This is a genomic window from Acinetobacter sp. YH16052, assembly GCF_013417155.1.
Taxonomy (GTDB): domain Bacteria; phylum Pseudomonadota; class Gammaproteobacteria; order Pseudomonadales; family Moraxellaceae; genus Acinetobacter.
The window spans coordinates 1-2,759 of the sequence record NZ_VPEO01000088.1; the positions used below are offsets into that span (position 1 = coordinate 1).

The 2,759-nt window shown below is 33.7% G+C and carries 4 protein-coding genes and 1 pseudogene; 2 read left to right on the forward strand and 3 right to left on the reverse strand.

What is annotated here, in order from left to right; genetic code table 11:
- Together FTV42_RS16110 and FTV42_RS16115 are read left to right on the forward strand one after the other, a co-directional pair.
- On the forward strand, positions 1-290 hold a 290-nt coding region (locus FTV42_RS16110), incomplete at its 5' end, for a hypothetical protein (protein WP_180039197.1).
- Positions 291-605: 315 nt separating this feature from the next.
- The gene (locus FTV42_RS16115) at positions 606-1,193 is read left to right on the forward strand and encodes a tetratricopeptide repeat protein (protein WP_174660745.1); all 588 of its coding nucleotides are present in this window, start codon (positions 606-608) and stop codon (positions 1,191-1,193) included.
- 55 nt (positions 1,194-1,248) lie between these two features.
- Here the strand turns inward: FTV42_RS16115 and FTV42_RS16120 are convergent, their stop codons facing one another.
- From FTV42_RS16120 to FTV42_RS16130, 3 genes and pseudogenes are all read right to left on the reverse strand, one after another.
- Positions 1,249-1,758 carry a hypothetical protein gene (locus FTV42_RS16120; protein ID WP_174660746.1) on the reverse strand — a complete coding sequence of 170 codons (510 nt, stop codon included), beginning with the start codon at positions 1,756-1,758 and terminating at the stop codon, positions 1,249-1,251.
- Positions 1,759-2,060: 302 nt separating this feature from the next.
- Positions 2,061-2,468, reverse strand: coding sequence for a phosphoribosyltransferase family protein (locus FTV42_RS17900; RefSeq protein ID WP_180015615.1), 408 nt, complete (start codon positions 2,466-2,468; stop codon positions 2,061-2,063).
- 161 nt (positions 2,469-2,629) lie between these two features.
- A pseudogene (locus FTV42_RS16130) lies at positions 2,630-2,759 on the reverse strand (IS5/IS1182 family transposase); the annotation flags it as partial.

A 2,759-nucleotide genomic window follows, 5' to 3' on the forward strand; every position in this document is an offset into this window, starting at 1 on the left:
CTTTATCAGCTCAATCAAAGGCAATCGAGAGCGATCAGCAAAGCTTACAGCAAGCACAGAAATCATTAGCGACAATACAGAAGCAATTTCACGAGCTAGAACGCAGTACAGCAAGCTATACCGAGCAGATCAATGGAAAAGTTCGAGAGATGAGCCAGATTACAGCCAACAACGAAGAAGCATTGGGGAAAATCTCAGTCTTACAACACTCAGTCTCGTTACAAGTGACCAAAGCTCAGCAGAATTTGCTCGAAACGTCGGAGATATTGAAAAAAATCTCGTCCAGATGAATGAGCGTAAACAAGAGATAGAAAAACCTCGACCTAAGCAGGATCGAGGGATGGATTTTGGGATGTAGTTTAATTCTGTGTGAATAGTTTACTAATTACACCAATAACAGCGAGTATGGCTAAAAAAGCGAATGTAATACCAATTGAAATTAATCCTGCAACTAATAGAACTAATAGGTATCCTCCAAAACTATTGGGCTCTACAATGTTATAAGCAACAATTAAAAGGACTATTGTTAAAATAATTTTCATTTCTTAAGGTACGTATTTCAAAATACTGAGTTATTCAAATTTTCACATTTTTTAGGTATTCGAGTGCATAAATATTTTCTTATTTTCCTTACAATTCTTTCATTTTCATCAAGTTTATATGCTTTTTCTGATGCTGAAATTATTGAAAGAGCTAAGCAAGGCTATGCAGAGGATCAACTTACTCTTGCTGTTATGTACAAAGAGGGAGTAGGTGTACAAAAAAATATGGCTGAAGCTATAAAATGGTTTGAAAAGGCAGCTAATCAAGAAAATACAGATGCTCTGTTCATGCTTGGTGCAATTTATCAAAATGGCATGGGGGTATCTGTTAATTTAAATAAGGCAGCCAACTTATATCAAAAAGCTAGCAATAAAGGAGATATAGCAGCCACACGTGAGCTAGCCACCATGTATTTATTCGGAAATGGTGTTGTTAAGAACCCCGCAAAAGCAGTCTCTCTTTTTACTCAAGCTGCGAATAAAGGTGATATTACAGCTCAGACAAAGCTTGGATTAATGTATGTAAGAGGAATAATTGTAAAACAAGATATAACTAAGGGAATGTCTTTATTGAGAAGTTCTGCATTAAAAGGTGATAAAGATGCATTGTATCTTATTGAAAAATATAACAAAGAAAATATAGTTAAATAAAATAATTAAATACATCATAGCCATGAAAAATATTTTCAATGGCTATGCTCGCAAGCTAAATATGGTGATTCTTTTTTAAAAATTCTTTTTGCTTTTTTTCCCATAATTCAAAGTGCTTTTTTAGATTTGAAAGAGATCCTTTATAAAAATCACCTTTCAGAGTCATGTCCTTAATGCCGCATCTTTCTGATAAATACATAATATACGTTTCTGGAGAGTCATTTAGTTTGTGGATCACAAAGTTGACAGGAAAAACTAAATCACATGGTTGTCCATTTGGATATGTATTAAATTCTATTGAAGTTTTGATAAATAAGGTATTGTTTAGTCCATCAGATGAATAGTATCTAGTCTCGTAGCTTCCATTAGGAAAGTAAGAATGATGTATTGATTTGAGATCATTAAAATCATTTGGATCTAAATGTATAAATGGATGACAAAAAGTTCTGCGATGTTCCTTTTTGATTACGCCATCTTTATCAAGTAAGAAATATGGATGTGAGTTATAAAGCTTAAGATAAATAATGAAAGCAATAATTACAGAGATAGATATAACGATTGTCATACTTAGATTTATAAAATATTGAATTTATTTGAATTATAGTTATGAATAACAAAAAAGCCTAACAACTTATTTAAGTTATTAAGCTTTTTGTTTGAAACTTTACTAGCCGTGCCTAGATAAACGATATTTGACTCTTACAGTCTGACCTCGCTTGACGGTGCTGCCGGGCTCTGGGCGTTAGCCCTATCTTTAAAGACCATTGAGCACATGAATGGTCTATCTGTAGTATACAGTTATAAATAAAAGTTTACATTAACTTTTGTGATTTTTAGTGATTTTTGGTGACATTGAATGATTTCTAGTTATTTACTGCCCAGTTTTCCTAAAAGACAGATTGCTTTAATTTGTTCACTTATTTCCATTTCTTTAAGTAAGTTATAAGCACTTGTTAAGGTTGTACCACTTGCCAATAAATCATCGACAAGAAGTATAGATTTTCCTTTCATTTCCGTAACTTTTTCAATTTGAGTCGGATCTATTTTCAAAGGACGAATAAACATTCTGTCCTTTGTTGCGACTTCTTTCATAGAAAAAGCTTTATTGGGATTATTGGTTAGATCTCTTTCGAGGGAGCGACGTAAGGCAATGATATCTTTTTTGTATTTTGGGGTTAATGGAAGATCTTGTAGGTCAGAATAGACTTCGAGAATAGTTTTTTTAGAAAAGATATTATTAAGAAGAACTTGCAAAATTATTGTCCCAGCCGACACAGCTGTAGCTCCTCTTAAAAAAGAGGCTTTTTTTTAATCAAACCCGAGTTGCGCTATGATTTTAGGGATCAATCATCTTGTTTCTCCATATCTTAAACAAGCTGATGCGTTGACCTGTGTCAAATATTCAATCATTAAGCACTTAATCAATTGCCTTGTCGTCACCTCAAAAGTCGCATCAATTGATCGGCTGTTTGAGCAATCAAACCAAACATCAAATGACTCATCACCTTAGCGTGACCTCGATAATAAATCACCCGACCGCCAAACTCATCCTTTAAACGGGCATTA